Genomic DNA, 26717 nt, shown 5'->3' with positions numbered 1-26717 from the left:
AAACATCTGTTCGACACGTGTCGCGAGAAGTAGAGACTTTGTCGGAGTGCCGTGGTAGAAATCGAACATGTGTTCTTTCGAACGCGTGATCGAACGCCCGGCGGGATCGGACACCGACCGGGTCGGTAGCGGATACGACAACGGATCTGACAACGGACACGAGCAGCGGAGGTACCGATGAGCAACGCAGTTCTCCATCGGCAGGCAGTGCTGAACCAACAGGCAGTGCTGAACCGGCAGGCACTCGAACGGGGTGCCGTCCGTTCCGGGGCCGCGCGGTCGTACCGGACCGAGCCTCGCCGCAGGCGCACCGACGGCGAGCTGCGGCGCCCGTCGTCCGGTGCCGTCGCGTACCGGCCCACCCACACCGGTGTCTCCCGCGCCGATCACGTGCGCGGGGCGAACGAGGTCGGCTGGCGGATGGTGCTCGCGAGTGTCGTGATCACCGCGGGTGTGTTGTGCGGGCTCGTCGGGGTGGCTCAGCTGGCCACGACTGACGGTGTGAGCAACTCGGCGGCCACGGAGGTCGTGCAGGTGCAGCAGGGTGAGAGCCTGGCCGCGCTCGCGGCGCGGATCTCCCCGGATTTGCCGGTGGCACAGGTGGTCGAGCGGATCATGGAGCTGAACGCCATGTCCAATTCGGCGCTCCACCCGGGCCAGAGTCTGATCGTCCCGTCGTCCACTACCCGGTGACGGGGGTGGCTCTGCATGACCGTCCCATCACGCGGCCGAGTAGTCTCGGATGCTGTCAGTCCCACCACTTCGTGTGGTCGCGTCGAGATCGTGCATCCGCTGCGTGAATCCGTTTTCGTCGGTTCGCCATCGGGGGAGGCGAACAGTTGCGGCCACGACGGCTACGACGAAGGAATCGCCATGCACTGCCCGTTCTGCCGGCACCCCGATTCACGTGTGGTCGATTCGCGAGAAGCCGACGAAGGACAGGCCATCCGCCGCCGCCGTTCGTGCCCTGAGTGTGGTCGCCGATTCACCACCGTCGAGACCGCCGTAATGTCGGTGGTCAAGCGCAGTGGTGTCACCGAACCGTTCAGCCGGGAGAAGGTGGTGCGGGGTGTTCGCCGCGCCTGCCAGGGCCGGCAGGTAGACAACGACGCATTGAATCTTCTTGCCCAGCAGGTCGAGGACGCGGTCCGGGCGTCGGGCTCCGCGGAGATCCCGAGCAACGAGGTGGGCCTCGCGATTCTCGGTCCGCTCCGTGATCTCGACGAGGTGGCGTACCTGCGCTTCGCGTCCGTGTACCGGTCGTTCAGCTCTGCCGAGGACTTCGCCCGCGAGATCAAAGAGCTACGCGAACACCGCGAATCCCGCGACGACGCCTGAGCCGACGCCTCAGCGCACCTTCTCCATAGCGCTGAGCACGCGCTTCTCCGAGACCGGGATCGGTGTCCCGAGTGTTTGAGCGAACAGGCTGACGCGCAGTTCCTCGATCATCCAGTGGATGGCGTCGACCTCGGGTGAGTGCTGTCGTTCTTCCGGCAGGCCCGCGAGCATGCGTTCGTATCCGGCGTACACCCGGTCGAGGACGTCCATCCCCTTCTGATCGCGCGGTGCGCTCCCCGGAAGGGCTTCGAGACGTGCGGTCGCGGCGGCTATGTAGCGGGGCAGTTCGCGGAGGCGCGTGGCACCGATGTCGGCGACGAAACCGGGGAACAGCAGCGACTGCCGCTGTTCCCGCACGTCGTCGGCGGCCTCACCGGTGGCGCGTTCCAGCACGACGGCCAGCCGATGGTCCGCTTCGAGCACCGGCGACACCAGCCGCAGGAGAACCGCCACGTTCCGGGCCATCTCCGCGCGCGCCGTCGCCACGAGGGTGTCGAAGTCCTGCGGTGTGCGTACCGGCGTGCCGTGTGCGGCGATCAACTGGTTCGCGGCGGCGTTGCGGCAGTCGTCGATGAGGGCGTCGAGGCTGCCGTCGGGGTTCTGCCCCAGTGCCAGTCGCTGTGCGTTGCTCAGACCGGACGTGACCGTCTTCGCCTGGGTGGGAACGGCGGCGAGGAGCAGCCGGCGCGTTCCGGCGCGCATCGCGGATCGTTGCGCCGCCGCGGTGCTGAGCACGCGGACGGCGACACCGTCACCCTCCGGGACCAGGGCGGGGTACCCGGTGACCTTCTGGCCGCCGAGTTCGCGTGTGACGGTGGCTTCGAGCGAACCGAGGGTGGCGGGGGTCCATGTGAGTGCGGGCGGTCGCTCCGAATTCGAGGCCGCCTTCGCCACTTCCACCTGGACGCGGGGAGCGAGCGACTTGCGCAGCGACACGAGGTCCTTGTCCCGGCCGAGGACGGCACCCTTCTCGTCCACGGCAACGAACGTCATGCGCAGATGGTCGGGGAGCGCGGTGACGTCGAAGTCCTTGGGATCGATGCGGCAGGCACCGAGCCGTGACAATTCGCGTGCCATCGCCGTGGTGAGTGGTTCGGAGCGGGGTTTCACGGCTGCCAGCGCGGCGGCCGCGTAGTCCGGTGCCGGAACCACCTGTCGGCGAAGGGTCTTCGGGAGCGTCTTGATCAGGGCGGTGACCAGTTCGACGCGCATGCCGGGGACCAGCCAGTCGAAGCCGACCGGGCGCAGACCTGCCAGCAGCGCGATCGGGATGCGGGCCGTGACGCCGTCGTCCTCGGTGCCGGGCTCGAACTGGTAGGTGAGCGGGAACTGCATGTCGCCCTGACGCCAGGCGTCGGGGTATTCGCCGCCGAGCACTGCGGCCGACTCGGCGTTGACGACGGTCGCCTGGGTGAATGTGAGCAGGTCGGGATTCTTCCGGCGGGCAACCTTCCACCAGGAGTCGAAATGCCGGGCGGAGACAGCCTCTGGGCCGACGCGCTGGTCGTAGAAGTCGTAGAGGGTGTCGTCGTCCACGAGGATGTCGCGCCTGCGGGCGCGATGCTCGAGTTCCTCGACATCTTCCAGGAGTGCGCGGTTGGCATGGAAGAACTTGTGCTGCGTCTGCCATTCGCCCTGCACCAGAGCGTGGCGCAGGAACAGGTCCCGGGACGTCTCGGGGTCGATGGTGCTGTAGGTGACCGCACGCCGGGCGACGAGCGGGATGCCGTACAGCGTCACGCGTTCGTACGCCATGGCGGCGCCGCGTTTCGACGACCAGTGCGGCTCGGAGTAGGTGCGTTTCACGAGGTGCGGCGCCAGTTTCTCCGCCCACTCGGGTTCGATTCTGGCCGACATCCGCGCCCACAGCCGGGACGTCTCGACCAGCTCGGCGGCCATGACCCATCGCGGGGGCTTCTTGAACAGGCTCGAGCCGGGGAAGATCGCGAATCGGCTTCCGCGGGCCCCGAGGAAGTCTCGTTTGTCACCCTCGCGCAGTCCGATGTGCGACAGCAGTCCCGCGAGGAGGGACTGGTGGATCGCCGCCTCGCCGGCCGGGGTGCCGGTGGTGTCCCAGCCGAGCCCGCGGGTGATCTGCCGGAGCTGACCGTGCAGGTCCTGCCATTCGCGGATACGCAGCCAGTGCAGGAACTCGTTTCGGCACATCTTCCGGAACTGGTTGGACGACAACTCGTTCCGCTGCTCGCGCAGGTACTTCCACAGTTCGAGGAAGGCGAGGAAGTCGGAGTTCTCCACGGTGAACCGGGCGTGCTTCTCGTCTGCAGCCTGCTGGAATTCGGCGGGACGTTCCCGCACGTCCTGGATCGAGAGGGCGGAGACGATGACCAGCACCTCGGACAGGCAGCCGTTCCGGTGCGCCTCGACGAGCATCCGGGCCATGCGCGGATCGACGGGGATCTGCGCGAGTTCGCGTCCGACCGCGGTGAGGACGGGCTGCTCGTCCTGGGCTTTCCGTTCGATCGCTCCGAGTTCCTCGAGCAGGCCGATGCCGTCGCGGACGGCCCGCGGGTCGGGCGGCTGGACGAACGGGAACGCGGCGATGTCGCCGAGACCGAGCGCCGTCATCTGCAGGATGACGGACGCGAGGTTGGTGCGCAGGATCTCCGGTTCGGTGAACGCGGGCCTGGCCTCGAAGTCCTCTTCCGAGTAGAGCCGGATGCAGATGCCTTCGGCCACACGGCCGCAACGCCCGGAACGCTGGCGGGCGGACGCCTGTGAGATCGGTTCGATCGGCAGGCGCTGCACCTTGGTGCGCACCGAGTAGCGGGAGATGCGGGCGGTTCCCGGGTCCACGACGTACCGGATGCCGGGCACGGTGAGCGACGTTTCCGCGACGTTCGTCGACAGCACGACCCTCCGCCCGCTGTGGGGCGTGAACACCTTGTGCTGTTCCGCCGCCGACAGCCGGGCGTACAGGGGCACGATCTCGGTGCCGCGCAGTCTGCGGTCGCGGAGCGCGTCGGCGGTGTCGCGGATCTCCCGTTCGCCGGAGAGGAAGACCAGGATGTCGCCGTCGCCCTCGCCGGACAGTTCCTCGACCGCCTCGCACACCGCGTCGACGGGGTCGCGGTCGAAGGTCTGGTCGCCCACTTCCACCGTGAGTGGGCGGTAACGCATCTCGACGGGGAATGTGCGCCCGGACACCTCGACGATCGGCGCGGGCACCCCGTCGGTGGCGAAGTGCTGCGCGAAGCGTTCCGGATCGATCGTGGCCGAGGTGATGATCACTTTCAGATCGGGCCGGCGGGGGAGGAGCTGCCGCAGGTATCCGAGGATGAAGTCGATGTTGAGGCTGCGTTCGTGGGCCTCGTCGATGATCAGCGTGTCGTACCGGCGCAGCATCCGGTCGCGCTGGATCTCGGCGAGCAGGATTCCGTCGGTCATCAGTTTCACCAGCGTGCCGTCCGACACCTGGTCGGTGAATCGCACGGTGTAGCCGACGGTCTCACCGAGTTCGCTGCGGAGTTCCTCGGCGATCCGTTCGGCGACGGTCCGCGCCGCGAGACGGCGGGGCTGGGTGTGTCCGATGAGTCCGCGGACGCCGCGGCCGAGTTCGAGGCAGATCTTCGGGATCTGCGTCGTCTTGCCGGATCCCGTCTCGCCGGCGACGATGACGACCTGGTTCTCGGCGATCGCCTTCGCGATGTCGTCGCGGCGCTGGCTGACCGGCAGCGAGTCGGGGTAGTCGATGACGGGGACGCTGTCGAGTCTCCGTGCGATGCGTCCGCGTGCGGATGCGATCTCGTCGGACAGGGACGCGAGCGCTTCGGGTGTGCGCGCACGGTCGAGTCGCCGGCGGAGCCGGTGTTCGTCGCGCAGAGTGAGTTCGCCGAGGCTGTTCTTCAGTTCCCGCCGGCTGGGTGCTGTGGTGGACATGCTGGACCCCAGCCTAGCCAACCCGGCGGAACACCTGTGCCGCGCCCGCCCGTGTGCGAATATCGGCGGATGGACGCTGCCGTCGTCACGGACCTGCGAGGTCAGAGGATCGTTCGGGTTCTGCGGGCGGTCTTCGCCGTCTACGGCCTGATCGCGTTGCTGTGGATTCCCCTCCGCAACCTCGGTAGCGACGACTTCTCATCGGCCAACTACCTCAGCTATTTCACCATCGAAAGCAACATCCTCGCCGTCGTCGTCCTGCTCGTCGGCGCGCTCCGGGATCCGCAGTCGCGGGGCTGGCAGCTGTTCCGGGGCGCAACGACGCTGTACATGGTGATCACCGGAATCGTGTACGCGGTGCTGCTGGCGAACATCGACGTCATGCTGCAGGACGGCTGGATCAACACGGCTCTGCACCGCCTGCTGCCGCTCGTGCTGCTGCTCGACTGGGTGCTCGCCCCGTCCCGGATACGGATCTCCGAGGTGCAGAGCCTCAGCTGGCTGGTGTTCCCGGCCGTCTACGGCGCCTATTCCCTGATACGAGGTCCGATCGTCGACTGGTACCCGTATCCGTTCCTGGACCCCCGGCAACAGGGGTACCTTCAGCTCGCCGTCACAGCGGTCGTGTTGTTGCTGGCGATGGCGTTGATGGCCCTCGCCGTGAACGCGGTGGGACGTCTCGGTGCGCGCCGGCGGTTCGGCCAGGACCGGTAGCGGCGAAGCTGCGCGCAGACGATTCGCGCGCCGCGCTATCCTCCACACGACAGGCGTCCGCGCGATCATCCGTGACTTCGGCAACGGCTGGGAGACTATGTTCGACGAGTTCGCAGGCGAGACCTTCGACCTGCTCGGCCGCGACCGCGGCAGTGTCGTGGCCGCCGACGACGGTGTGCCGCTCGCGGTGCGCGAGGTGGGTCCGGCGTTCGCCCCCTTGACGGTGGTGTTCGTCCACGGCTTCTGCAACCGGATGACCGGCTGGCACTTCCAGCGGGTTCAGCTCGAGGAGGCGTGGGGCTCGACGATCCGCATGGTGTTCTTCGACCTGCGGGGGCACGGCGACTCCGGGGTGCCGCGGCGCGCCACCTGCACCATTCCGCATCTCGCGCAGGACGTCGACGCCGTGATCCGTGCGCTCGTGCCGGAGGGGCCGATCGTGCTGGTCGGCCATTCGATGGGCGGTATGGCGGTCCTGTCGTACGTCGGACAGCATCCCGATCTGATCGGTTCCCGCGTCGTCGGGGTGGGTCTGATCGCCACCGCTGCGGAGAAGCTGGGTGACGTGGGACTCGCGCGGACCCTCAACACGCCGGTCGTCGCCGGATTCAGCACCGCGGCCCGGCACCTGCCCCGGGTCGTCCAGAGCGGTCGCGGCGCGAGCAAGAGGGTGCTGGCCCCGATCCTGAGGTCTGCGTCGTTCGGTGACCGCAGCATCAGCCCGGCGATCATGTGGCACTCCGAGCAGATGATCAACGACACGTCCCTCAAGACGCTCGTCGACTTCCTGCCGTCGTTCAAGAATCACGACGAGACGGCGGCGGTGCCGTTGCTCGCCCCCATCGAGACGCTGGTGGTGTGCGGCGACCGCGATCTCCTGACCCCGTTCCGGTATTCGAAGTCGATCGCCGGGCATCTGCCGGACGCGGAACTGGTGAAGGTTCCCGGTGCGGGGCACATGGTGCAGTTGGAGCGCGCAGAGCTCGTCTCGGACGCGATCGATCGTCTCCTGACCCGTTCGGTCGAGACTCTTCCCACGCCGAGTGCCTGGAGCGAGTGGGTCCGGGTGGCGACGGATTACGCAGACCACGCACGGCACTGGGTCGCGCACGGCGGGCCCGCCGCCTGGTGGCGAGGGCTACGTGGCCGTCCCGTCGTCGGCCCCACGTTCCGGTAGCACGCAGAATTCGTTGCCCTCGGGGTCTGCGAGGACCACCCAGGGAACGTTCGGGTCGTCGCTCAGCAGGCGTGCGCCGAGCGACAGGAGTCGCCGGACCTCCTCGTCGCGGGATCCGGACGACGGCGCGATGTCGAGGTGCAGGCGGTTCTTCCCGGGCTTCGGGTCGTCGACGGGCTGGAACACCAGTGACGGGGACCCCGGTGCCTTCGATTCGACGTACTCGAGCCCGTACGAGTCCTTCCATCGGCGGGTCGACGGGTAGCCCAGGGCGTCGCACCAGAATCGTGCCAGTGATTCCGCGTCACGGCAGTCGACGGCGATGGCGATGATTCGGCTGGTCATGGGTTGCGGATACCCGCGCGACGGTGGTCGCACACTGTCCCTGGGACGGCTCGGGCGCGCCTCCGTGACGTCCCTGTAAACGGCAAACGCGCGACAACACGTGCCACTCGGGCCACAATGAGTGAACGCGAAACCGGCCCGAGGAGACGGGATCACATGGCATCTGCGAATTCGTCAGCCGAGCAGGAAACCCTCCCACCAGGTGTTCTCCGCCGCGCGATCGCGGCGTCAGCGATGGGTAACGCCACCGAATGGTTCGACTACGGTGTCTACGCGTTCACCGTGTCGTACATCTCGGCCGCGTTCTTCCCCGGCGACACCGGTTCGGCCACCCTGTACGCCCTGCTCGTGTTCGCGGTGTCGTTCGTCGTGCGCCCGCTCGGCGGCCTCGTGTGGGGTCCGCTGGGTGACCGGCTCGGACGCCGCCAGGTTCTGGCCTTGACGATCATCCTGATGGCGGGTGCGACGTTCTGCGTGGGCCTCGTGCCGGGATACGACGTCATCGGTTTCTGGGCGCCCCTGCTGCTGGTGCTGCTGCGCATGATCCAGGGCTTCTCGACCGGCGGCGAATACGGCGGCGCGGCAACGTTCATGGCCGAGTACTCGCCGGACCGCAAGCGCGGGTTCTGCGGAAGTTTCCTCGAGTTCGGCACCCTCGGCGGGTACGCGCTGGGTGCGATCGTGGTCCTGGCGGTGGAGTTGTTCTCCAGCGATCCGTTCATGTCGACCTGGGGCTGGCGTATCCCGTTCCTGATCGCCGGACCGATGGGTCTGATCGGCCTCTACCTGCGGACCAAGCTCGAGGAGACACCCGTGTTCCGGGAACTGGACGCGGAGGGCGAGGTGGAGTCGACACCGACCCACGAGTTCAAGGATCTGGTGACCGAGTACTGGAAGCCGTTGCTGCTGCTCGGTGGCCTCGTCATCGCGTTGAACGTCACCAATTACACCCTGCTCAGTTACATGCCGACCTATCTGGAGACGCAGATCGGCCTGACGTCCACCGCGTCGCTGTCCCTGTTCATCGTCGGGCAGCTCGTGATGATGGCGGTCATTCCGTTCGCCGGCGGGTTGTCGGACCGGGTGGGCCGAAAACCGTTGTGGTACGGCTCGCTCGTGGGATTGATCGTGCTCGCCGTCCCGATGTATCTGCTGATGCGTCAGGGGTTCGGATGGGCGATCCTCGCGTTCGCGGTGCTCGGGTTGCTGTACGTCCTGCAGCTGTCCACGATTTCGGCGACGTTCCCGGCGATGTTCCCGACACACGTGCGGTTCGCGGGTTTCGCCATCGCCTACAACGTGTCGACGTCGCTGTTCGGTGGTACGGCCCCCGCGGTCAACGAACTGCTCATCGAATGGACCGGCAACACACTGATGCCGGCGTTCTACATGATGGCCGCGTGCGGGATCGGCCTCGTCGCGCTGTACTTCGTGGCCGAGACGGCGGGCGCGTCCATCCGCGGTCGCGGGATTCCGGGAATCGACACGGAGCCGCACCCCACCGCCCTGGCGGAGAAGTGACGCGTGTGGGTGGGACCCCGCCGCCTACCGGGGCGTGCCGAAGCCCCGACGTGCCGCCGTCGCGCCGGCGACTGTGGTGGTAGCGATGGTGACCAGCGCGCCGAGGATCAGAGCCGACGGTTCGCCGGGGCCCAGGAGATGCGATTGCGCACCGATCGCTGCCGCGGCCACGGGCACGCCGAGTTGAGCGGCGGCCAACGCGCCGAGGGGCAGCGGCACACCGACCAGCCGTGTCAGGCAGTGGACGAGAACGGCAGCGAAGCCGAGTGCAACGCCGAGCAGTATCAGGGAGGGATCCGCCCCGAGGTCCCGGACATTCAACGATGCGCCGAGCCAGACGAAGAACAACGGCCCGAAGAATCCCTCGGTGATCGAGAACAGCTGCTTGGCCAGGCGTCGCGGCTCACCCACCGCCGCGATCACCAGTCCGAGTGCGAAACCGGCGAGCATGATCGACACGTGGGAGTGGACGGCCAACGCCGCCAGGAGGAACAGGACCCCGAGATTGATCCGCAGTTCCAGTGCGAAGCCGCGTTCCTTGGACTCCTGGTGCAGACTGTGAAGCCAGCCGCGGCTGTCACTCGCACGGAGGACCGCGTAGAAGACGGCGGTCGCTACCGCCACGGCCACCGCGCCTGCTGCGGCGCGTGGGGCCTGCGCCGGATCGATCACGAGCGGCAGGGCGACGATGCACGCGATGTCGGCCACCGCGACCTGGGCTATCGTCTGCACGATCGGTGTGCCCTCGAGCCCGAGCGAGTCGATCAGGGGTAGGACGAGCGCTGCGGACGACGACGCGATGAGGACCGCGTACAGAGCGGCGTGGCCGGTACCGAACGCCTGAGCGATCCCGAACCCTGCCGGAGTGGCACCGACACCGACGAGAACGGCCCGAACCATGCCTTTCGCCAGCGCAGGCCGGATGCGTACGTCCCGGATCGGCACATGTGTGCCGGCCACGAACATGACCAGCGCGAAGCCGATGTCCGCGAGGAACGTGAAGGTGGGATCGCCGGGATCGAGCGCGCGCACACCCGTGGAGCCGAGAAGGATTCCGGCCAGCAACTCGCCGAGCACGACCGGCAGATGCCAGGTCCGGCGACTCGCAAGCAAGGGTCCGGCCAGGGCTGCGGCCGAGATCAGCGCGAGTACCTCGAAGGACATGCGTATGTCAGTTCGGTGCAGTCGAGCTCGATGACCGGCACGGGGTCTTCCTGTTCTCGCGACATCGCACTCCGGGCATGCAGAGATTGTGCCTGCCGAAGCCCTCGGACCGACTCCGATCGAGGCAACGAGGTCGGGCCGACGCAGACGCGGGGGACTGTGGAGTCGGGCGCCGGGATCCGCAGGCCACATGGCATAGTCGGCTCGGGGTGGATTTCACGAAGGGATGAGCATGGCGTCGGCACTGTGGCACGGATTCGCGGACATGGGCGCGGTGGAACAGAAGGGCGCCTTCGTGGTGTCCCGCGGCGAGGGCGCCTACATCTGGGACGATCGCGGCAACCGGTACCTCGATGCGACGGCCGGTCTGTGGTTCACCAACGTGGGGCACGGCCGTGCGGAGATCGCGGACGCCGTCGCGCAGCAGTTGCGCACCGTGGCCCATTTCTCGAACTTCGGTGACTTCGTTCCCGAGACCACCGCGGCCCTGGCCGATCGTCTCGCGACCATCGCGCCGGTGCCCGGCAGCAAGATCTTCTTCACGTCCGGTGGCTCGGATTCCGTGGACACGGCGGCCAAGCTCGCCCGCCGCTACTGGCACGAGATGGGCAAGCCGTCCAAGACGATCGTCGTCGGCCGCCAGAAGGCCTATCACGGGATGCACGTTGCGGGCACCGCGCTGGCGGGAATTCCCGCCAACCGCGAGGGATACGGCGAGTTGATGGCCGACGCCGCCACGGTCGCCTGGAACGACGCCAAGAGCCTGCTCGAACTGATCGAGAAGATCGGCGCCGACACGATCGCCGCGTTCTTCTGCGAACCCGTCATCGGTGCGGGCGGCGTCTACCTGCCGCCGGAGGGCTATCTCGCGGAGGTCCGCGACATCTGCCGCGAGCACGACATCCTGTTCGTCGTCGACGAAGTCGTCACGGGATTCGGCCGCATCGGCGGCGACTGGTTCGCGTCGACGCGATTCGACCTCCAGCCCGACATGATGACGACGGCGAAGGGCCTCACCTCCGGGTACGTCCCGATGGGTGCGGTGTTCATCGCCCCGCGCGTGGCCGAGCCGTTCTTCGCCGGCGGGGTCTGGTGGCGGCACGGGTACACCTACGGTGGGCACGCGGGTGCCGCCGCGGCGGCTCTCGCCAACCTCGACATCATCGAGCGCGAGAACCTGCTGGCGGAGTCCAAGCGACTGGAGTCGTCATTGCACGAGTACCTCGCGCCCCTCGCCGACCATCCGCGAGTCGAGGAAGTGCGCAGCGGTCTCGGTGCGGTTGCGGCCGTGCAACTGGCCGATCCGGCGGAAGCGCTCCCGTTCGTGAACACGCTGCGTGAACACGGGATCTCGGGGCGCGCCGCCGGTCAGGGCGCCATGCAGATCTCGCCGGCGTTCGTGATGACGGACGAGCAGGTCGCTCAGCTCGCGGACGGGATCCGCCGGGCCCTGGGCTGATCGGTTCCGGTGCCCCGCCTGCGAAAGCGGCGCAGGGCACCGGTGACCCGGTCCCGCCACGTGGGCGGGGTCAGGTCGATCTCCTTCTGCCCGTCGTGCGCCGCGTACGCACGGGTGTAGCGCTCGTGGAGGCGCGCCCGAACCTCGTCGGGCGTGTACGCCTTGCGTTGTCGATCCGCTCGCACCGCGACGACCCCGGTCGCGGCGACACCCACCACACCGGCGAGTCCGAGAAGTTTCCACCATTGCCTGCCACGCGGTCGCATCCTTCTAGGCTAGGGCCCATGGACGCGCCACGGCACACGGACGCACGACGACACGGCTCCACCATCGACCTCGACACCGCGGTCGAGGTCACCCGTACCGGCGACATCTGGATCTTCCGCGGAGAGTCCCCGGCAGACAGGGCCATTCAGACGCTGACGAACAGTCCGGTCAACCACGTCGGCATGTCGGTGGTCCTCGAGGACCTACCGCCGCTGATGTGGCACGCCGAGCTCGGACATTCGCTGCAGGACATGTGGACGGGGCGCTTCCAGCGCGGTGTGCAACTCCACGACCTGCGCGCCGCGGTCCAGGTGTGGGGTGCGCGGTACGGGCAGCGGGGATGGCTGCGCCAACTCGCCGACCCCGCGACGTCGCAGCAGGAGGACGCGTTGCTGCGGACGATCGCACGGCTGGACGGAACCCCGTTCCCGTCCACCGCGAAACTCGCGTCACGATGGTTCGGTGGGCGCCTGCCCGGGACGGGGCGCAGGCAGGAGAAGTCGGGCGGCAGCCTCGAAAGTGCCTATTGCGCCGAGGTGGTCGCGCAGACGTACGAGGAGATGGGGCTGATCAGCGGGCGCAGGCGCACCAACTGGTACGACCCCGGCAAGTTCTGGAGCGGCGACAGGCTCCCCCTCGCTCCCGGGGTGACGCTGGGCCGGGAGATCCAGGTGACTCTGGGCGAAGCCGACCTCACCGCGGGGCGAGGCCGGCGGCCGCCGTCAGAGGGTGCGTGACTTCTCGGGGTGGACTCGTCCGCCGACCTCGATCCACCCGGCCGGATCGTAGGTGGTGCGCAGCACGGATCCCTTGCCCTGCGTGATCAGGAGGGCGTGCCGGAGGTGCGCCGTGATCCGGACGGCCGCCGCTCCGGTGGCCTCGTCCTCGGTGATGCCCATGTCCGGGGCGAACATTCGCGACCGGATCGAGTGCTCGACCTTGTCTGTCCAGGCCCACAGATAATGGTGTCCGGCACCGAACTTCTTCGGGTCCGCCGACTGAACCTCGCGCACGCTGTTCATGGGGTACAGCGAGAACTCGGGTGCCCATTCCGGCCGGGCCCGCACCCAGGTGATGGCGCCGGAACGGCGGGTGGCGACGGGGCCCGCGGGCACGTCGAGTGTGGTGACCGCGGCGCCGCGCTCGTGCAGCCACCAGGACAGCCCGACCGTGGGATGTCCGGCGAAGGGCAGTTCGGTGGTGGGGGTGAAGATCTGGGCGCGCGCGTGCTCGTCACCGGGTCCGGGGATGTCGACGAAGATCGTCTCGCTGTATCCGAGTGCGGCGGCGACGGACTGCCGGTCCTCGGGCGCGACGGCCGAGGAGTCGACGATGCCGAGCGGATTGCCGTGGCGTCCTTTGTCGTCGGTGAACACCCGGACGACGTCTACGTGGATGGGCATTGACGCACCCTATCGCTCGTCGACCTCGAGGCAGTGCCTCGACCGTGGGAGACGTCGCGACCGGCGCCTCGACTGGTGTGATTCCCCGTGCACGAACCCCGGGGTAAAAGGTGGAGGCGATGGATGGCGTTAGACTGATAGGCATGGCCGATCAGAGCTATCAACCCACACTGTCGCAGCTGCGCGCGTTCGTCGCGGTCGCGGAGTACCGCCATTTCGGCACGGCGGCAGCACGATTGAGTGTGAGTCAACCCACACTGTCGCAGTCGCTCGCCGCCCTGGAGAACGGGCTCGGCGTGCAGCTCATCGAGCGCAGCACCCGACGCGTGCTCGTCACCCCGGCGGGGGAGCGGCTCCTCGGTCAGGCCAAGGTCATCCTCGAGGCGGCGGACGGTTTCGTCGCGACGGCCGCGGGTGTCGGCGACCGGCTGGCCGGACCGCTGCGTATCGGGCTGATCCCCACCGTGGCCCCCTACGTGCTGCCTGCCCTGCTGCCGGCGCTGCGCGAGGAGATGCCCGCCCTCGAGCCGCAGGTCATCGAGGATCAGACGGCGCGGCTCCTGGAGGCGCTGCGAGTGGGTGCGCTCGACGTCGCGGTGCTGGCGTTGCCGAGCGGTGTCAGCGGTCTCGTCGACATTCCTTTGTACACAGAAGATTTCGTGATGGTCGTCCCCGAGGGGCATGCACTGGCGGGTCGCACCGACGTCTCACCGCAGATGCTGGACGCGCTTCCACTCCTGCTGCTCGACGAGGGGCACTGCCTGCGCGACCAGACCCTCGATCTGTGCCGCTCGGTCGATGCGCACCCGGTGGCGGGCGATACCCGCGCCACGTCGCTGTCCACGGTGGTGCAGTGCGTTGCCGGCGGACTCGGGGTGACCCTGGTGCCGGAGTCCGCAGTCCAGGTCGAGACGGGACGGGGACCGCTCGCGACCGCCCGCTTCGCGGCTCCGGCGCCGGGCCGCACGATCGGACTCGTGTTCCGCTCGTCCAGTGCCCGTGCGGACGGCTACGCGCAGCTCGCCGGCCTGCTCACGAAGACGGCGTCGGTCGGCGCACCCGCCTGACGGTCGGGGCTACGACCGCCGGCGCGGTTTGCCCTTCTTGCCGCCCTTCGTTCCGGAGCCGGACCGTGACGTCCTGGCCCCCGCGGCCGGTTTCTGGCGTGCCGCCGCCGCGGCGGGACGCTTCTTCTTCGGCTGAGCCGGCGTCGGGGTGCGGCCCCGGGAACTGTTGACGGTTCGGCCTCGGACGATGCCGATGAACTCTTCCACCAGTTCGGTGGTCTCGTCTTCGGGCCACGACAGCGCGATCCGCGACTCCGGGCCGTCCGACACCGTCCGGTAGACGAGGTCCTTGCGGTGGTGGAGCCGGGCGAGCGACTGCGGGACGATGAGCAGCCCGATCCCCGCGGCAACCAGTTCGATCGCGTCGGCCGTCGTGGCCGGGCGGTCCTGGGCGGGCAATCCCGGCACGCTGTCCCACACGAGGATGTCGTCGTGTGGGTGCAGCACGATCTCGTCGGCCAGATCCGCGATCGACACCTCGTCCACCGCGGCGACGACGTGGTCCTTCGGCGCCACCACCACGGGGATCTCGGTGTACAGGGGGATGGCGCTGAGACCGGTCCGGTCGATCGGCAGCCGCACCAGGCCCGCGTCCGCGCCGCCGCCGCGCAACTGGTCGGGCGCGTCCGCGGCCGTCACCGGGACGAGGGTGAGCGGGACGTCGGGCAGCCGTTCGTTCCAGATGCGCACCCACTTGGTGGGGGTCACGCCCGGGACATACGCGAGCCGGAACGATGGGGATGCATCCGCGTCTGTCACTCCGTCAGGCTACCGGCCTTGGTCAACGGCACCGCACACGCTCGTTACTCTTGACACCATGACGTCGCACAAGAGCCCTCAGACTATGAAGCCCGCCACCGCGGCGAAGAAGCTGGGTGTGTACCTCGAGGCCACCCCCGCGGAGTTCCAGGAGGGTCTCGTCTCCCGCGACGAGCTGAGTGCACTGCAGAGCGATCCTCCGGAGTGGCTGCTCGAGCTGCGCCGCAACGGCCCGCATCCGCGGCCGGTGGTCGCGGCGAAGCTGGGGGTGTCCATTGCGGGCCTCGCCCGAGGCGGCGTCACCGAGGCGCTCACCACCGAGCAGATCGACGCGCTCATGGCGGATCGTCCCGAGTGGCTGCAGCAGGAACGCGCCACCCAGGCCGAGGTCCGCAAGGAGACCGTCCGCATCAAGGAGAAGAACGCGGCGCGGCGTGATCAGCCTCGCCGGCCGCGTTCCTGACCGCTAACCCTCGACGATGCTGAGCTCGTCGAAGATCACTTCGCCGGCCGCGTCGGACTCGGGGAGGTCGACGACCGCCGTCAACGCCCACCCGTGATCGCCCTGCGGGTCCTCGAGGACCTGCCGGACCCGCCACAGCTCGGGCGCGGTCTCCACCTGGAACAGCTGGGGGCCGCGCGCCGAGGGGCCGGTGCCCAGGGAGTCGTATTCGTCGAAGTACGGCTGGAGCTGGTCCTCCCACTCGTCGGCGTCGATGCCGTCGTCGAGTCCCTCCAGTTCGGCCCACCGCCGCCGCGACGCGAGTTCGATACGCCGGAACATGGCGTTGCGCACCATGACCCGGAATGCCCGCGTGTTCGCCGAGATGGGACGCGGCACGTCGGCGCCGAACGCGACCTGCTGGTCGTCTCCCTCGGCGCCGGGGTCGGTGAGTGATTCCCATTCGTCGAGCAGGCTCGAATCCACCTGGCGGATCAGCTCGCCCAGCCACTCGATGAGGTCGTCCAGCTCCTCCGTCCGGGCCTCGGTCGGAACGGTTTGGCGCAGAGCGCGATACGCGTCCGCGAGATACCGCAGCACGAGCCCTTCCGAACGGGCCAGGCCGTAGTGGCTGACCATTTCGGCGAACGTCATGGCCCGCTCGACCATGTCGCGCACGACCGACTTGGGCGACAGCGCGAACTCCGTGATCCACGGATGCCCACCGCGGTACATCTCGAACGCCGGGAACAACAGGTCTGCGAGAGGCTTGGGCCAGGTGACCTCCTCGAGCAGTTCCATGCGTTCCTCGTACTCGATCCCGTCGGCCTTCATCTGCGCGACCGCCTCACCGCGGGCGAAGTGCTGCTGCGCCATGAGGACCTGCCGCGGGTCGTCGAGGGTCGACTCGATCACCGACACCACATCCAGTGCATAGGAATCGGATTCGACGTCGAGGAGTTCGAGGGCGGCCAGGGCGAACGGGGACAGCGGCTGGTTGAGCGCGAAGTCCCGCTGGAGTTCCATCGTGAGCCGGGCCATGCGGCCGTCGGCGTCGGGTTCGTCGAGTCTCTGCACGACGCCGGCGTCGATCAGCCCGCGGTACAACGACAGCGCCTTGAGGATGTGCTTGCGCTGCGCGGGCCGCGACTCGTGGTTGTCCTCGAGGAGGTGCCGCATGGACTCGAAGCAGTTGCCCGGTCGTGCGATCACGTTGAGCAGCATGGAGTTCGATACGGAGAACCGTGAGATGAGCGGTTCGGGAGACGCGGCGACGAGGCGATCGAACGTGGCCTCGCTCCACGACACGAAGCCGTCGGGCGCCTTCTTGCGCTGCACCTTCCGGCGCTTCTTCGGGTCGTCGCCTGCCTTGGCCAGCGCACGCAGATTCTCGACCTCGTGTTCGGGCGCCTGCACCACCACGGTGCCCAGGGTGTCGTAGCCGGCGCGTCCCGCGCGTCCCGCGATCTGGTGGAACTCGCGGGCGCGGAGGTGCCGCGTGCGGGTGCCGTCGAACTTGGTCAGCCCGGTGAGGAGCACGGTGCGGATGGGGACGTTGATCCCCACGCCGAGGGTGTCGGTGCCGCAGATGACCTTCAGCAGACCGTCCTGCGCCAGCTTCTCGATGAGGCGGCGGTACTTCGGCAGCATGCCGGCGTGGTGGACGCCGATACCGTGCCGGACGAGGCGCGAGAGCGTCTTGCCGAATCCGGTGGTGAACCGGAAGCCGCCGAGCGCTTCCGCGATGGCGTCCTTCTCCTCGCGCGAACAGAAGTTGACGCTGGTCAGGGCCTGCGCCCGTTCCAGGGCTGCGGCCTGGGTGAAGTGGACCACGTAGACCGGGGCCTGATTGGTGGTCACCAGTTCCTCGATCGTCTCGCTCACGGGAGTCGTGGCGTACGAGAACAGGAGGGGAACGGGACGCTCGGTGCCCGCCACGACGGTGGTGGGCCTGCCGGTCCGGCGGGTGAGATCGGACGAGAAGAAGTCGACCTCCCCGAGGGTGGCCGACATGAGGAGAAACTGGGCGTGGGGGAGTTCGACGAGGGGGACCTGCCACGCCCAGCCCCGGTCGGGTTCGGAGTAGAAGTGGAACTCGTCCATCACGACCTGACCGATGTCGGAATCGGGGCCCTCGCGCAGTGCGAGGTTCGCGACGATCTCGGCGGTCGCGCAGATGATCGGCGCCCGCGAGTTGACGGCGGCGTCGCCGGTCATCATGCCGACGTTTTCCGCGCCGAACACCTCGCACAGCGCGAAGAACTTCTCGCTGACAAGGGCTTTGATCGGGGCCGTGTAGAAGGTGCGCTTGCCGGTGGCCATCGCGTAGAAGTGGGCGCCGACCGCCACCATCGACTTGCCCGATCCAGTGGGCGTCGCCAGGATCACATTGGCCCCGGACACCAGCTCCATGACGGATTCTTCCTGGGCGGGGTAGAGCGTCAGACCTCGGTCCTCGGTCCAGGAGGTGAAGGCGTCGAAAACGGAATCGGAATCCGCGTTGTCGGGGAGCAGGTCGGAGAGAAGCACTGCTACAGGCTAGCCGGACCGCGGTGCGCCGCGGCCGGGCCTATGTGGCGCTGCGTTCGTCCGATCCCATTGCGTCGAGGACCGCCATGCGGGTGGACGCGCTGCCCGTGATGGTGCTCTCACCGACGCCGGTGACGAGCATCTGCCGCCACTTCGCCTCGTCGAACTGCAGGGGATGAGTCACGGACAGGAACTTCTCGATGGTGCGCAAGAATCGCATCGGGTCGTCGCGGAACGGGAAATGGCCTGCGCCGCGGAAGATCTCGAGGTGTGAGCCGGGCATCGCCGCGTGCGCGAGGTGGGCGTGACTCACCGGAATGACGGCGTCTTGATCGCCCCAGATGAGCTGCACCGGGAGATTCTCGGTCAGATAACATCGGTCGAGCATGGTGACGACCTGGCCGCGCCAGTCGACGACCGCGCGCAGGGTGCGCAGGTACGCCTCGTAGGCCGTGGGGTCGTACAGTTCCGCGAGTACGCGTACCAGGTCGGGTGTGTCGTGCAGCATCGCACCGGGACGCAGTCGCGTTCCGTTCAGTTGGCTCAACACGTTGCCCACCAGACGCACAGTGGGCATCGCGCCGGGAATGCGCAGCAGTTTCAGGGCCTCGTTGACCACCGGAACCGACGCGAGACGGAGGAGCGGGTGAACGTCCTTGGTGACGCCGCCGGCCGAGACCAGGACGAGCCGGTCGACCATCTGCGGGAACTGGTAGGAGAACTGCATGGCGACACCGCCACCGAGGGAGTGACCGACGACGGTGACCTTGTCGATACCCAGGGTGGACAGCAGATCGCGCATGCCGTTGGCGTACGCCGCGACGGAGTAGTCGGCCCGCGGCTTGTCGGAGCGGCCGTGGCCCAGCAGATCGGGGGCGATGACGGTGTAGTTCTTGGCGAGGTGCGGGATGATCTCGGTCCAGGTGGACGAGTTGTCGCCGATGCCGTGGATCAGCAGAAGCGCGGGACCCTCGCCTGCCAAGCGGAACGCGCGGCGGTAGCCGTGGATCGTGCGGAACATCATGCGGGTTTCGGCGTTCGGAACGGGCCTGAGCTTACGAATGCGAGTGTCGCTCATGTCGCCTCCTGAACTAGGTGCACTCCCGAATGTTGACAGCTCAATCATCCGCTTCATCTCGACGCTATTGCACCGCTGTCGGCCGAACAACTGGACCGTGCGGTCGCACAGTGTCCGAGTGGCGACCGCACAACCGCTCCTCGGTCACGCCCCGCCCTGCGATCCCCCCTCCTCCCCGGAGTCGCCGCCCTCGCCGTCCTGCAGGGCCTGTTCCGCGAGGAAACGCTCGAATTCTGCACCGAGTTCGTCGCCGCTCGGCAGGTCTTCCTCGCTGGCCAGGAGCGTGGACTGCTGTTCTTGAGCCGTTACGTACGCATCGTACTGACGTTCCAGGGCGTGGACGACGGTTTGTACCTCCTCGTTACCCGCGATGTGCTCATCGACCTGTTCGCGGACGCGTGCGGCGGCCTCGCCGAGCGCAGCCAGAGGCAGATCCAGGTCGGTGACGTCACTCACATTCTCGAGGAGGGTCTCGGCGGCCCCCGGGTAGTCCGTCTGAGCGAGGTAATGGGGAACGTGAACAGAGAACCCGACGGACTCGTGCCCGTGCTGCGCCATCCGCAACTCGATCAGCGAGGACGCGCTGCTGGGTACCTGCAGTTCACCGGACCAGCGCTGGTGGTCCTTGATCAGGTCCTTGTTGGTGGAATGCGCGGTCACCCCGAGCGGGCGGGTGTGCGGGATGGCCATCGGAATGGCGTTGATGCCCACGGTCCGGCGCACACCGAGCTGCTCGGCCAGCAGGCGCACCGCCGTGGTGAACCGCTCCCAGCGGAGATCGGGCTCCATGCCGGCCAGCAGCAGGAACGGGGTGCCCGCCGTGTCCTTCAGCGCATACAGGTTCAGCTCGGGCTGATCGTAGTCCGAGAAGTGATCGGCCTTGAACGTCATGGTGGGCCGACGCGAGCGGTAATCGACGAGTTCGTCGACCGCGAAGGAGGCGACCAGCTCACTCTCCAGGCTCTCGCGCAGATGCGTCGTGGCGAGTTTGACGGCGTGGCCCGCGTCGGAGAAGCCCTCGAGTCCGTGGATCAGCACAGGTCCCTGGCCGTCCGCGGAGGACAGCTGCGGTGCCGGGAACTCCAGCTCGTACATCTTCGACTGTTCGTCCATCACAGACCTCTTCTCCTTCGTGCCTGGCCTCCAGTGTCCCCTATCGTCTCCGGCATCGATACGTCGGACTTTGCTCTCGGAGGTCCTGCTCTGGGGGAACACGGCGCGGACGACCGATAATTCCCGTCAGGAGCCTTCCGGTGTTCGCCCACAGCGAGATCCCGCGCACGGTCTGTGGCAATGTGAGGAACGGCACGGTCTGAGACGACGATCCTGGAGGTGCACGATGTCGGCACGGGTAGGAAGAAGTGTGGACCGGGTTCGACGATCGGCGGTCGCGTTGTGAGCGTGCGCATCGACCGGGTGGTCACCTCCGGCACCTTCAGTCTCGACGGGGGCACCTGGGACGTCGACAACAATGTGTGGATCGTCGGCGACGACTCGGAGGTGGTGGTGATCGATGCCGCCCACACCGCCGCCCCGATCGTCGAGGCTGTCGGCGGCAGGCACGTGAGGGCCATCGTCTGCACCCATGGCCACAACGACCACGTCACCGTGGCGCCCGAACTGTCCACGGCACTGGACGCCCCCCTTTACCTCCACGCGGCCGACGACGTGTTGTGGCGGCAGACTCACCCCGCCGTCACCTACACGCCGATCGAGGACGGGCAGGAGATCGAGGTGGCCGGGACCGGTCTCCGCGTGCTCCACACGCCCGGTCACTCTCCCGGTTCCTGCTGCCTGTATCTGCCGGAGGCGGGGGAACTGTTCAGTGGTGACACCCTGTTCTCGGGCGGACCGGGAGCCACCGGGCGTTCCTACTCGGACTTCCCGACCATCATCGGGTCCATTCGCGACCGTCTGTTCGCGCTGCCGCCGTCGACGACGGTCCGCACCGGGCACGGCGACGGAACCACCATCGGGACCGAATCCCCGCATCTGGAGGAGTGGATCGCCCGCGGCAGTTGAGCCGCAGCCTCCCCGCTGTCGGCGCGCCGGCGTGGCAGAGTGGCGGAAAAGGCTCCCCGCGTGGGAGCACCACACATCCGACACGGGAGGTCGACGGTGAGGTCTCGGCGCACAGCGGTACGGACGGCCATCGTTGTCCCGGTGGTCTCGCTGGCCGCGGTGACGTTACTTTCCGGGTGTTCCTCGACGGTCTCCGGCGTCCCGCAGCCGAGCACCACGATCGCGGCGGGTTCGCCGTCCGGAAAGGGACTGTCGAAGCTTCTGGTCGATCCGGCCGACTTCCCGGCCCGGTACGAGGCGATCGTGCTGCCCGCCCAGGCCGTGTCGATGGCGGCACCCGACCTGACGGGCGTACCACAGGGCGCGGAGGTGGATCCCGCGGACTGTGCGCCGCCTGCGCAGGACTACGGTCCGACCGGCACCGTCATGGTGGTGGGCACGGACAATGCGAGCCGTTCGACGATCTCGGTCGAGCTCACCAGAACCGATACACCCCTCGACGAACTGGCGGCACAGACGAAGAAGTGCGGCGAGGTCACCGTGACGGACAGTGGGGCCGAGTCCACCGTCACCACCGAGGTCATGCCTGCCCCTCCGGTCCGGGCCGACGACACCCTCGCGCTGCGGCGGACCGTCAAGTCCGGCAACGAGAGCGACAAGGTCACCCAGTCGATGGTCACGTTGATCGCGCAGGTGGGCGACGTGCGGGTGTCCGCGACCTTCATGTCGTTCGGCGACGCGAAGGCCGACACCGTCGCTCTCGACGAGGTGTTCACCGCCGCGGTGCAGAAGGTGCAGAACAGCTGAGCGGGCCCTAGCACAGGGCTCCGACGACTTCTCGGCCGATCGGCGCGCCCGCGCGGCGCGGCGACCCGATTGTCCACAAGAGATTGCCCATCCACAACCCTTTGTGTTTCGCCAGACCGCCCGCGGCGGCGCCACGCGTCGGCCCGTCAGAGTCTGATGCATGACGACACCCGCATTCCCGCACGGTTCCGGTTTCTCCGACGATCCCGGCGGGGGACCGCCCCCGCATCAGCACACCGTCACGTTGTCCGCCCCGGGCGACCTTCTCGCCTCGGTTCCCGCACTGCTCGAATTCCGGCCTGCCCGGTCGATCGTGGCGGTGTGCCTGACCGGGGAGCGCAAACCGTCGGTCGGAGCCGTCATGAGACACGACCTGGTCCTCAGCGGTGGCGACCTGCCGACCCCGCCGATGTACGCGGCGTTGGGTCAGTTCGCCACCGTCTGAGAGTGGGAGCGGGCCACCGGGGTGCTCCTGGTACTCGTCGACGACCGCTTCACCGACCCGGACGCGATCTCCCTGGACAAATTGTCCGCGATCGTCGAAGAACTCGAAGACCTCCTCGACTTCACTCCGACCGATCTTCTCGACGTGTTCATCACGGCGGAGAACGGCGCCGGCCGCGAATGGTTCAGCGTCTACGTCTATCTCATACTATCTGCCACACCAGTGGCAGATAGTATGAGATAGACGTGTGTCACGGCTACCCGGATCACCGTGCGGTGGTGTGGGTTTGACCGTGTCCCACACCGACGCTTGTGGTGCAGGAACATGCTTGTTCGGAGTCACCCCCAACCGCCGTGTCACGGTGGGCAGGCTGCGGCGGACCCGGCGGTGCCGTGGCCTGCTGGGGGTGGGACCGTGTTTGTCGGGCGACGGCCGTACCGGCGCGTGCTCGGCGACCCGGACCGCGGGCATCTGCCCACGCCGACGGGTGGCTTTGTTTCTGCCGAGCAGCGCGCGTTTGGCCAGGTTCACACCGGCGAGGTGGTCGCGGTTGCCGCCGACCTGGCAGCGGGGACACCACGCGTCGTGGTAGCCGCCGGGGCGTACGAGTGGTTCGTCGCAGCCCGGACACCATGCGGACGATCCACGGGCCGGTACCGAGATCACCGTGATACCGACACCCGCGGCAGTGTGCGCGAGCGCGGCGACGGCTTGGCGGCGGGCGGACTGCGCGGCCCGATTATTGTTGACCCGTCCGCGTCCGCGGGCCTCGAGAGTTGACAGATCCTCCACCGCGATCACCTGCGCGCCCGCGGCGGCGGCGTAGGCGGTGGCCTGGCGGGCGAAGTGGAAAGCCAGCTCTCGGTTGATCTTCCCTCGCTTGACACCCACCGCGGTGCGATGCTCATCGAGGATTGCGATCTTCTCCTTCAGCTGAGAGCGGACCGCGGGCGGGGCGGTGGCGGCCAGTCGCGTCAACCGGGCAGCCTTGGTGTGCAGCATCTGGCCTTCGGCCTGCAGGCGGGCCAGTTTGACCCCGAGGCCGCGGTCGTCGTAGGTCCAGCCCCGGTAATCCGAGGACAACCCGCCTGGGCCCTCGGCTGCGATAGCGGCCGCGCCCAGAGTGGATGGGGACCAATCCACTCCCACCGCGACGATGGCCGATTCCGGTTCGCCTGCCGGGACGAGTTCTGTCGCGGCGCACCGCCACAACAGACCTCGGCGGTCGAGGACCAGCGTCGGCAGATGCCAGTCGGTGATCGCCCGGCCGTGCAGGTGCTCGGGGATGGCGGCGGTCAGCCGCACCCGCCGCCACTGCACCCGCCCCACCGGGGCGGGACATGTCGGCAACTTCACCGTCAACACCAGTTCACGTTCTGCCGCGGTGATCTGTGCAAGTTGTCGATCGGCGGCGGAGAGTCGGGCCATCGCGCTGGTTTTCGGCGGCCCCTGCACGTCGGTGATCCGCAACCGGCCGGCCGGTGCCCCGCCGCCGCGGCGGGAGCATGCGATGAGCTGGCGTCGTACTCCTCGAGCAAAACCCGCCGACACGTAGTCCGCCGACCCGATCGGCGGCGCCACAGCCCCGCTGGCCGCGTCAAATCGCGCCGACAGTGCCGCGATCGCGGTATCGCGGTAAGCGAGGGTCCGCAGGGTGGTCATCACCTGTGCGGTCACCACCCGGGTGACCCGCGACGGCACGTAGACCCCATCCGGATAGCTCGGGGTCCAGCCCAGGCGGGCCGCGGCGACATGCCCCTGTGCGGGCAGCCTGCGGTCCTGCCGGTCCAGGCCGGCGGCGAGCGCATCGAACGTCGCCGAATGCCACAGCCGCGACACCAACTCGGCGCCTGCCGCGGTGACCAGGTCGAGGAGCCACCCTACCCGGGTGTCGACGTCGTCGAGCCCGATCGGCTCACCGGTAGCGTCGTCGACCGCCATGTGTGCGCGGGTGGTGAACGCGAACTGCCGCAGCGCGGTCGATCCCGGCCCGGTCATGCTGGTCGACCAGGAACGAAGGGCAGTCGAACGAACCGGGTCTCGCCCAGCTGACGGCAGTAGTCGCGGTCGCAGCAACCAATTCCGAAGGCTTTGCGGGTGCCGTCGCATCCGGAGGTGTGTAGCGGCCAGGTGCTGTGATCGCCGGGATCAACTCCCGCACCCCGCAAGGTCGACAGCTCTCCACCGGAGAGATCGTCCGCCGATGCCCCCCCGGGAAAGGTTTTTCACCGCACGGAAAGCGACGTAGCGGACCGTGCGCATCTCGATTTCAGTACAGTGGCGTTGCTGGCCGGATTCGAGGGGCCTGAAGACCGGCTCGCTTCGGATCAGGTTCGGATGTTCCTCGTCCACCCGCCTGGCTTTGTGGGCGCGTATCGCGGCACCCACGATACGTACCTCAACGCCGAGTTTCGTTGCCCCCGTGACCGGGCACAAGTCACGATCGACGAGCGCCTCCACTATCCGAGATGACCCGCAATCCGAGATGCTCACCGGTGACCCCATTCCCAACCGTACGGCGAAGTCGCCCGAAGCCAGTGGTGATGCTGTGTCGACCGCAGCTGAGGGATCCGGCACGACAACGATGCAAGCACCGCCATGACGTCATTCATCAACCCCTCCACCAGCGATGTCTCGCCCTTGTCCCGCAGGACCTCGACTGTAACGCCGACCTCCGACATTTAGCCTCGGAGGGAGTCCGCAGGCGGGCCAATCGATCCCGCCACACCACCCGCACCACCGCGAACCGCCCTCGGCCGCGTCGTCGAGCATCCGGCCCAGCACCGCCCGCCGCTCCTGCAATTCCGAACCGCGATCCTCGTGGACCCGATACACCGCACCAGCAGGCGCTCTCCCGCACCATCTTGCTTGTCCTGATTCTAGCGATGGCCATGCGCTGTCGAGCCCGACACCCGGCGATGCACTGCCTCCACAGTCTCCGGCGTTCGCTCCCGCACACTCCGATGCGGGCCTGCCCAGATAGGCGTCGATTCGTCTGACTGCAAGGAGTTCGCGGTCAATTGAGGATTTTCGTCGCCCGTAACCGCCCGGACCCGTAACGCGCGAACCCGGCGGCGCTGCTCGGATACTGCGCCTACCTTCGTGGAGCGGGCCGTTCGTCGTCATCGCGTTGGACTCGGAGCCGGACCAGATGCTGGCCACCCTGCTCGACGGTGCACGGCACTCCGGACTCCGGCCGGTGGAGGTGCGGGGCCTGGCCGACGTCGGTTACGAGCGAGCTGAGGCGATAGGCGTCGTGCTGCCCCGGCAGATCGCGGACTGAGCCGGCGTCATCGGCGTGCGGCGTGCGACCGGTCGCCCAGCTCCTGCAGGTAGGCCCAGGCGTCGGCGACGATCTCGTCGAGGTCGGTGTGCTCCGGCCGCCACCCGAGATCCGCGATCGCCCGATCACTCGATGCCACGAGGACGGCGGGATCGCCCGCCCGGCGCGGTGCGTCCTCGACCGCGATGGGCAGCCCGGTGACCCGCGCACACGCGGAGATGACTTCGCGCACACTGAAACCCGCACCGCTGCCGAGATTGTAGATGCGGTGCCTGCCCTCGATCGACGACTCCAGTGCCAGCACGTGCGCCTCGGCGAGGTCGAGCACATGGATGTAGTCGCGGATCGCCGTTCCGTCAGGAGTCGGCCAGTCGGTTCCGAAGATCGAGATCTTCTCCCGCTGACCGAGCGCCACTTGGAGCACGAGAGGAATCAAATGCGTTTCGACGACCCGGTTCTCGCCCGCCGATTTGTACGCTCCCGCGACGTTGAAGTACCGCAGGCTGGTCGCCGCGAGTGAATGAGCCACCGAGTACGACGTGATGGCATGGTCGATCGCGAGTTTCGTCGCCCCGTACGGATTGGTGGGACGGGTCGGATCGGCCTCCGTGATCGGCGAGTGCTCGGGCTCGCCGTACGTCGCGGCGGTCGAGGAGAACACGAGTTTCCGCGTCCCCGAATGGCGCATGGCCTCCAGAAGTTCGAGCGTGGTGACGACGTTGCCGCGCCAGTACTTCTCCGGGAACTGGACGGACTCGCCAACGAGCGACTGCGCCGCGAAGTGCAGGACGCCGTCGAAGCGGGGTGTGCCGCTCGTGCCGAGCACGTCCGACACCACCTCCGCGACGTCGCCCTCGACGAACTCGGCACCGAGCGGCACCGCGTCGGCGTTACCCGTGGACAGGTCGTCGATGATGACGACCTCGTGTCCGCGTTCGAGCAGGACCGTGCTGCAGACGCTGCCGACATAGCCGGCGCCGCCGGTGACCAGAAGTTTCAT

The 26717-nt window shown here is 67.9% G+C and carries 24 protein-coding genes and 1 pseudogene; 13 read left to right on the top strand and 12 right to left on the bottom strand.

The features are described from left to right. Nucleotides 1-177: 177 nt before the first annotated feature. Nucleotides 178-693: a LysM peptidoglycan-binding domain-containing protein gene (locus OYT95_RS02885; protein WP_268790821.1), complete on the top strand. Its 516-nt coding sequence runs from the start codon at nt 178-180 to the stop codon at nt 691-693. A 180-nt stretch (nt 694-873) separates the two neighbouring features. After that, complete coding sequence (nrdR, locus tag OYT95_RS02880; RefSeq protein ID WP_268792337.1) at nt 874-1338, top strand: transcriptional regulator NrdR; 465 nt, start codon at nt 874-876, stop codon at nt 1336-1338. Nucleotides 1339-1347: 9 nt separating this feature from the next. Here the strand turns inward: nrdR and hrpA are convergent, their stop codons facing one another. Then, nucleotides 1348-5235: an ATP-dependent RNA helicase HrpA gene (hrpA, locus tag OYT95_RS02875; protein ID WP_268790820.1), complete on the bottom strand. Its 3888-nt coding sequence runs from the start codon at nt 5233-5235 to the stop codon at nt 1348-1350. Between the two features lie 69 nt (nt 5236-5304). Here hrpA and OYT95_RS02870 point away from each other — a divergent pair, with 69 nt between their 5' ends. Together OYT95_RS02870 and OYT95_RS02865 are read left to right on the top strand one after the other, a co-directional pair. Beyond that, complete coding sequence (locus tag OYT95_RS02870; RefSeq protein WP_268790819.1) at nt 5305-5949, top strand: Pr6Pr family membrane protein; 645 nt, start codon at nt 5305-5307, stop codon at nt 5947-5949. A 97-nt stretch (nt 5950-6046) separates the two neighbouring features. Then, the gene (locus OYT95_RS02865) at nt 6047-7126 is read left to right on the top strand and encodes an alpha/beta fold hydrolase (protein WP_112299265.1); all 1080 of its coding nucleotides are present in this window, start codon (nt 6047-6049) and stop codon (nt 7124-7126) included. Here the strand turns inward: OYT95_RS02865 and OYT95_RS02860 are convergent. Further along, nucleotides 7088-7471: a VOC family protein gene (locus OYT95_RS02860; RefSeq protein WP_037232458.1), complete on the bottom strand. Its 384-nt coding sequence runs from the start codon at nt 7469-7471 to the stop codon at nt 7088-7090. The genes OYT95_RS02865 and OYT95_RS02860 overlap by 39 nt on opposite strands. A 156-nt stretch (nt 7472-7627) precedes the next feature. Between OYT95_RS02860 and OYT95_RS02855 the strand changes: the two genes are divergently transcribed. Then, a complete protein-coding gene (locus OYT95_RS02855) occupies nt 7628-8992 on the top strand; it encodes an MFS transporter (RefSeq protein ID WP_037232455.1) in 1365 nt (454 codons plus the stop codon). A 24-nt stretch (nt 8993-9016) separates the two neighbouring features. On the opposite strand, the gene OYT95_RS02850 is transcribed toward OYT95_RS02855, so the two are convergent. Then, nucleotides 9017-10156: a cation:proton antiporter gene (locus OYT95_RS02850; protein WP_037232452.1), complete on the bottom strand. Its 1140-nt coding sequence runs from the start codon at nt 10154-10156 to the stop codon at nt 9017-9019. 226 nt (nt 10157-10382) lie between these two features. On the opposite strand from OYT95_RS02850, the gene OYT95_RS02845 reads away from it, so the two are divergent. After that, entirely contained in the window at nt 10383-11615 is a 1233-nt protein-coding gene (locus tag OYT95_RS02845; RefSeq protein WP_128638879.1) for an aminotransferase family protein, read from the top strand. On the opposite strand, the gene OYT95_RS02840 is transcribed toward OYT95_RS02845, so the two are convergent. Further along, the gene (locus OYT95_RS02840; RefSeq protein ID WP_081792385.1) at nt 11579-11833 is read right to left on the bottom strand and encodes a hypothetical protein; all 255 of its coding nucleotides are present in this window, start codon (nt 11831-11833) and stop codon (nt 11579-11581) included. The genes OYT95_RS02845 and OYT95_RS02840 overlap by 37 nt on opposite strands. Before the next feature lie 66 nt (nt 11834-11899). Here OYT95_RS02840 and OYT95_RS02835 point away from each other — a divergent pair, with 66 nt between their 5' ends. Beyond that, nucleotides 11900-12619, top strand: a complete 720-nt coding sequence (locus tag OYT95_RS02835; protein ID WP_037232444.1) for a hypothetical protein — start codon at nt 11900-11902, stop codon at nt 12617-12619. On the opposite strand, the gene OYT95_RS02830 is transcribed toward OYT95_RS02835, so the two are convergent. Beyond that, a complete protein-coding gene (locus OYT95_RS02830; protein ID WP_037232441.1) occupies nt 12605-13285 on the bottom strand; it encodes a PhzF family phenazine biosynthesis protein in 681 nt (226 codons plus the stop codon). The two genes, OYT95_RS02835 and OYT95_RS02830, sit on opposite strands and share 15 nt — an antisense overlap. A 143-nt stretch (nt 13286-13428) precedes the next feature. Here OYT95_RS02830 and OYT95_RS02825 point away from each other — a divergent pair, with 143 nt between their 5' ends. Continuing rightward, complete coding sequence (locus OYT95_RS02825; protein ID WP_037232439.1) at nt 13429-14352, top strand: hydrogen peroxide-inducible genes activator; 924 nt, start codon at nt 13429-13431, stop codon at nt 14350-14352. 9 nt (nt 14353-14361) lie between these two features. Here OYT95_RS02825 and OYT95_RS02820 read toward each other — a convergent pair whose 3' ends face one another. Beyond that, nucleotides 14362-15111: a LysR family substrate-binding domain-containing protein gene (locus tag OYT95_RS02820; protein WP_268790818.1), complete on the bottom strand. Its 750-nt coding sequence runs from the start codon at nt 15109-15111 to the stop codon at nt 14362-14364. Nucleotides 15112-15169: 58 nt separating this feature from the next. On the opposite strand from OYT95_RS02820, the gene OYT95_RS02815 reads away from it, so the two are divergent. Beyond that, the gene (locus tag OYT95_RS02815) at nt 15170-15574 is read left to right on the top strand and encodes a DUF5997 family protein (RefSeq protein WP_005240786.1); all 405 of its coding nucleotides are present in this window, start codon (nt 15170-15172) and stop codon (nt 15572-15574) included. A 3-nt stretch (nt 15575-15577) separates the two neighbouring features. On the opposite strand, the gene OYT95_RS02810 is transcribed toward OYT95_RS02815, so the two are convergent. From OYT95_RS02810 to OYT95_RS02800, 3 genes are all read right to left on the bottom strand, one after another. Beyond that, nucleotides 15578-18082 carry a DEAD/DEAH box helicase gene (locus OYT95_RS02810; protein ID WP_268790817.1) on the bottom strand — a complete coding sequence of 835 codons (2505 nt, stop codon included), beginning with the start codon at nt 18080-18082 and terminating at the stop codon, nt 15578-15580. 40 nt (nt 18083-18122) lie between these two features. Then, nucleotides 18123-19160, bottom strand: a complete 1038-nt coding sequence (locus tag OYT95_RS02805; RefSeq protein ID WP_268790816.1) for an alpha/beta fold hydrolase — start codon at nt 19158-19160, stop codon at nt 18123-18125. A gap of 144 nt (nt 19161-19304) precedes the next feature. Continuing rightward, entirely contained in the window at nt 19305-20273 is a 969-nt protein-coding gene (locus OYT95_RS02800) for a proteasome assembly chaperone family protein (RefSeq protein ID WP_268790815.1), read from the bottom strand. Nucleotides 20274-20555: 282 nt separating this feature from the next. On the opposite strand from OYT95_RS02800, the gene OYT95_RS02795 reads away from it, so the two are divergent. From OYT95_RS02795 to OYT95_RS02785, 3 genes are all read left to right on the top strand, one after another. Continuing rightward, a complete protein-coding gene (locus tag OYT95_RS02795) occupies nt 20556-21182 on the top strand; it encodes an MBL fold metallo-hydrolase (protein ID WP_268790814.1) in 627 nt (208 codons plus the stop codon). Nucleotides 21183-21323: 141 nt separating this feature from the next. Then, the gene (locus OYT95_RS02790) at nt 21324-21989 is read left to right on the top strand and encodes a DUF5642 family protein (protein WP_268792336.1); all 666 of its coding nucleotides are present in this window, start codon (nt 21324-21326) and stop codon (nt 21987-21989) included. Nucleotides 21990-22149: 160 nt separating this feature from the next. Beyond that, nucleotides 22150-22434, top strand: a complete 285-nt coding sequence (locus OYT95_RS02785) for a DUF4192 family protein (protein ID WP_268790813.1) — start codon at nt 22150-22152, stop codon at nt 22432-22434. 197 nt (nt 22435-22631) lie between these two features. Here the strand turns inward: OYT95_RS02785 and OYT95_RS02780 are convergent. Both OYT95_RS02780 and OYT95_RS02775 read right to left on the bottom strand, forming a co-directional pair. Next, nucleotides 22632-24432: pseudogene (locus tag OYT95_RS02780) on the bottom strand (zinc ribbon domain-containing protein). 150 nt (nt 24433-24582) lie between these two features. Then, entirely contained in the window at nt 24583-24927 is a 345-nt protein-coding gene (locus OYT95_RS02775; RefSeq protein ID WP_268790812.1) for a hypothetical protein, read from the bottom strand. A gap of 658 nt (nt 24928-25585) precedes the next feature. Between OYT95_RS02775 and OYT95_RS02770 the strand changes: the two genes are divergently transcribed. After that, nucleotides 25586-25717 (top strand): hypothetical protein, encoded by a 132-nt coding sequence (locus tag OYT95_RS02770; protein WP_268790811.1) that lies wholly within the window; start codon nt 25586-25588, stop codon nt 25715-25717. A 7-nt stretch (nt 25718-25724) separates the two neighbouring features. On the opposite strand, the gene galE is transcribed toward OYT95_RS02770, so the two are convergent. Next, complete coding sequence (gene galE, locus OYT95_RS02765) at nt 25725-26717, bottom strand: UDP-glucose 4-epimerase GalE (protein WP_037232427.1); 993 nt, start codon at nt 26715-26717, stop codon at nt 25725-25727.

The organism is Rhodococcus sp. JS3073 (assembly GCF_026810085.1).
Taxonomy (GTDB): Bacteria; Actinomycetota; Actinomycetes; order Mycobacteriales; family Mycobacteriaceae; genus Rhodococcus_F; species Rhodococcus_F wratislaviensis.
The sequence above is the reverse complement of the archived record's forward strand: the minus strand, read 5'-3'. Positions and strand labels throughout refer to the sequence as shown.

Coding starts and splice junctions, on each gene's coding strand:
- nrdR (WP_268792337.1), top strand. CDS start 874: ATGCACTGCCCGTTCTGCCGGCACCCCGATTCACGTGTGGTCGATTCG.
- OYT95_RS02835 (WP_037232444.1), top strand. CDS start 11,900: ATGGACGCGCCACGGCACACGGACGCACGACGACACGGCTCCACCATC.
- OYT95_RS02805 (WP_268790816.1), bottom strand. CDS start 19,160: ATGAGCGACACTCGCATTCGTAAGCTCAGGCCCGTTCCGAACGCCGAA.
- OYT95_RS02850 (WP_037232452.1), bottom strand. CDS start 10,156: ATGTCCTTCGAGGTACTCGCGCTGATCTCGGCCGCAGCCCTGGCCGGA.
- OYT95_RS02870 (WP_268790819.1), top strand. CDS start 5,305: ATGGACGCTGCCGTCGTCACGGACCTGCGAGGTCAGAGGATCGTTCGG.
- OYT95_RS02860 (WP_037232458.1), bottom strand. CDS start 7,471: ATGACCAGCCGAATCATCGCCATCGCCGTCGACTGCCGTGACGCGGAA.
- OYT95_RS02830 (WP_037232441.1), bottom strand. CDS start 13,285: ATGCCCATCCACGTAGACGTCGTCCGGGTGTTCACCGACGACAAAGGA.
- galE (WP_037232427.1), bottom strand. CDS start 26,717: ATGAAACTTCTGGTCACCGGCGGCGCCGGCTATGTCGGCAGCGTCTGC.
- OYT95_RS02800 (WP_268790815.1), bottom strand. CDS start 20,273: ATGGACGAACAGTCGAAGATGTACGAGCTGGAGTTCCCGGCACCGCAG.
- OYT95_RS02845 (WP_128638879.1), top strand. CDS start 10,383: ATGAGCATGGCGTCGGCACTGTGGCACGGATTCGCGGACATGGGCGCG.
- OYT95_RS02815 (WP_005240786.1), top strand. CDS start 15,170: ATGACGTCGCACAAGAGCCCTCAGACTATGAAGCCCGCCACCGCGGCG.
- hrpA (WP_268790820.1), bottom strand. CDS start 5,235: ATGTCCACCACAGCACCCAGCCGGCGGGAACTGAAGAACAGCCTCGGC.
- OYT95_RS02825 (WP_037232439.1), top strand. CDS start 13,429: ATGGCCGATCAGAGCTATCAACCCACACTGTCGCAGCTGCGCGCGTTC.
- OYT95_RS02770 (WP_268790811.1), top strand. CDS start 25,586: ATGCTGGCCACCCTGCTCGACGGTGCACGGCACTCCGGACTCCGGCCG.
- OYT95_RS02885 (WP_268790821.1), top strand. CDS start 178: ATGAGCAACGCAGTTCTCCATCGGCAGGCAGTGCTGAACCAACAGGCA.
- OYT95_RS02855 (WP_037232455.1), top strand. CDS start 7,628: ATGGCATCTGCGAATTCGTCAGCCGAGCAGGAAACCCTCCCACCAGGT.
- OYT95_RS02785 (WP_268790813.1), top strand. CDS start 22,150: ATGACGACACCCGCATTCCCGCACGGTTCCGGTTTCTCCGACGATCCC.
- OYT95_RS02865 (WP_112299265.1), top strand. CDS start 6,047: ATGTTCGACGAGTTCGCAGGCGAGACCTTCGACCTGCTCGGCCGCGAC.